The sequence below is a fragment of the Flavobacterium sp. genome, from assembly GCF_031363805.1.
Classification (GTDB): Bacteria; Bacteroidota; Bacteroidia; order Flavobacteriales; family Flavobacteriaceae; genus Flavobacterium.
This window is the reverse complement of sequence record NZ_JANLVD010000221.1, coordinates 1-3,140: the sequence shown is the minus strand read 5'-3', so window position 1 is coordinate 3,140 and position 3,140 is coordinate 1. Positions and strand designations below refer to the sequence as shown.

Below are 3,140 nucleotides of genomic sequence, written 5' to 3'. Positions count from 1 at the left end.
TATTGCTTATAAAATAATAGATGGTAAATCTGGATTATTGAATTCTATAAAACTTAGAGGAAATTATGGTATAACAGGAAATCAAGAATTTGCAACAAATTCTGCAATAGCGAGATCTTCTTATGCTTTAAACGGCGAATTAAGACCCGATTCGAATGCAAACGTAAATTTAAAATGGGAAACTACAACATCCTATGGAGGTGGCTTAGATTTTGCATTATTTAATAGTAAATTAACAGGCTCTGTAGATTATTTTAATAGAGACACCCAAGATTTAATTTTTCCAGTTCCTGCTGCCGCATCACAACCTGGCCCTCCAACTCCAAGATTTATAAATTTACCAGGAAATTTAATCAATAATGGTATTGAAGTAGCAGTAAACTATAAATTAGCATCCACAGAAAATTTCAGTTGGGATGTTTCGGCAAATGCATCCTTTTTATCTAACCAAATGAAAAATTTTGGAAGCAATTTTGTTCAAGCTGGTGGTTTAAATGGTCAAGGTTTATCTGGTGCTTATGCTCAATTAGTAATCAACAACGAACCTATTTACAGCTATTTCCTTTATGAATGGAAAGGGTACGATGCTAGCGGAAATTCAATTTATACTGATGACAATGGAGGCAATTCAGAATTAGGTTTTGCAACCAAAAAATTAGTCGGAAAACAAGCGTTGCCAAAAATGAATTTAGGATTTACAACCAATTTGGCATACAAAAACCTTGATGCTGCAGTATCATTTTATGGTGCATTTGGACACTATTTGTATAACAATACTGCAAATGCCTATTTCTTTAAGGGAGCATTTTTAGGTGGACGAAATGTACCTGAAGATGCTGCTACATCAACTCAGGCACAATCAGATCCTAATGCTCCATCGACCAAATACTTAGAAAAAGGAGATTTTTTAAGAATGGGTAATTTAACTTTTGGCTACACACTTAGAAACAGTATTCTAGAAAGAGCCAGAATTAAATCAGCTCGTTTTTTTGTAAATGGTCAAAATTTATTACTATTTACGAACTATTCTGGATTTGATCCTGAGGTAGATACCGATAAATCATTAAATGGTGTTCCGTCTGCAGGTATAGATTATTTATCTTATCCACGTGCAAAAACAGTATCATTTGGTCTTAACTTAACATTATAATTGAATTATTATGAAAAATAAAAATTTTATAAAAGCATTTACTTTCTTAAGTGTTTTTACATTGAGTATTGGTTGTTCCAATCTAGACGAAGAGATCTTAGATGGAGTTTCGAACTCTACTACTGAAATTAATACCGCAGCAACTTTAGTGTCAGCGTATAACGGTCTGCGAGAGTTTCAAAATCAAGGACAAATGTTTGCTCTTGATGAAATGTCTACTGATGCGTTAGTTGGACCAACACGTGGTGGTGACTGGGATGATAATGGTTCTTGGAGACAAATTCACAATCATACTTGGGGTCCTGATCACGTTGAAGTGCGTGGCGCTTGGAATACCCTATTATCAAATGTGTATAGTTGCAATTTAGTAATTGAAAAAGGAGGTACTCCCAATCAAATCTTAGAAGCTCGGTTCTTAAGAGCTTTTTATTATTCTAATATTATAGATTTATTTGGACAAGTTCCTTACAGACCAGCTGGGTCAGATTTGGTAGACAATCCTAAAGTTTGGACAAGAGCAGAAGCAACTACATTTGTTATTTCTGAATTAGAATCAATATTGCCTACATTGCCTGCAAGAATTGCAAGTGATCCAAGCAAAGCAAATAAAGATGCCGCACATTTTTTATTAGCTAAATTATATTTGAATAAAGGAGTTTATTTAGCCGGAAATGCAGTTGGTCCTTATACTTTTGCGGCTGCTGATATGACTAAAGTAGCTACTAATGTAGATGCAATGTCCAATACGCTTGCTGCAAATTATTGGGATAATTTTGCACCTACAAATAATACGTCAAACGAGATTGTATTTTCTTCAAAAAACAGTCAAGGTAATTCAGATGGAAATATTCAGTCAAGATGGAGAATGTGCAATCACTACAATCAAACGCCGTCAGGATGGAATGGCTTTTCGACAGTTTCAGAATATTACAACAAATTTCAAGCCGTTGATGCTCGTGCAAAATATTCGAATCCAACAATTTTAAGTGAATTAGGAAATCCTGTTGGGTTTTTAGTAGGTCAATTGAAAAATGGTAAAAATACGGATGCTAAAGGAAGTCCGAAAGATGCTAACGGAGTAGCGTATACCAACATCCCTGCAGGATCTTTAAATCTTCAAGACAGAACAGGTAAACCTTTGATTTTTACTCAAAATGTGACTTTAATAACAGGTGGTAATACTTTAGAAACTGCTGGAATTCGTGGAATCAAATATATTCCAGATGTAAGTAACATTGAAAAACCGGAAAATGATTATGTGCTTATGAGATACTCAGATGCATTGCTTATGAAAGCGGAAGCAATTTTAAGAGGAGGTACTGGATCTGCCAGTACAATTTTAGCTGATCTTGCAGCTAGATCTGGAGTTACAGCTGCACCAAATACTCTGGATGGTATTTATGCCGAAAGAGGAAGAGAATTGTGGTGGGAAGGTTACAGAAGAAACGATATGATTCGTTTTGGAAAATTTCTTAATCAAAGAGAATTAAAACCTTATACCTCAAATTCGAAGTACATATTGTATCCAATACCAGCAGATGCATTGTTTAATAGTAATTTAAAACAAAACCCAGGTTACTAAAATATTTTGAGTTAGTTATATTAGGTAAGGAGGGTATTTATTACCCTCTTTATTTTTTATGTGTTTTATACTTTTTTTAATGATTATTGCATAAATTAGGCAATTAATAATACATTAAATTTCCTAAATAAATGTCATGTTTAATTATGTCAAATCGGTTTCCTTTCTTGCTTTTTGTTACTCTTATTTTCATTGGTTGTTCAAACAATGAAAACAAGAATGATGAACGTTTATTTTCTATGCTTGATAGTTCAAAAACAGGAATCAATTTTATCAATGAGGTAAAAAATGGTGCCGAGATGAATATCTTCAAATACCGAAACTTTTATAATGGTGGCGGTGTAGCTATTGGCGATATCAATAATGATGGATTAGCAGACGTTTATTTTACGTCCAATCTTGGTGACA

General features: G+C 33.8%; 2 protein-coding genes and 1 pseudogene. All 3 read left to right on the top strand.

The window, feature by feature from the left end; all coding sequences use genetic code 11:
• A pseudogene (locus tag RMN92_RS11695) lies at positions 1–1,150 on the top strand (TonB-dependent receptor); the annotation flags it as partial.
• A gap of 10 nt (positions 1,151–1,160) precedes the next feature.
• Positions 1,161–2,732 (top strand): RagB/SusD family nutrient uptake outer membrane protein, encoded by a 1,572-nt coding sequence (locus RMN92_RS11690; protein ID WP_309609624.1) that lies wholly within the window; start codon positions 1,161–1,163, stop codon positions 2,730–2,732.
• A 131-nt stretch (positions 2,733–2,863) separates the two neighbouring features.
• Positions 2,864–3,140, top strand: a 277-nt coding sequence (locus RMN92_RS11685; RefSeq protein ID WP_309609623.1) for a hypothetical protein, incomplete at its 3' end; no start/stop codon positions are given.

Coding starts and splice junctions, on each gene's coding strand:
- RMN92_RS11690 (WP_309609624.1), top strand. CDS start 1,161: ATGAAAAATAAAAATTTTATAAAAGCATTTACTTTCTTAAGTGTTTTT.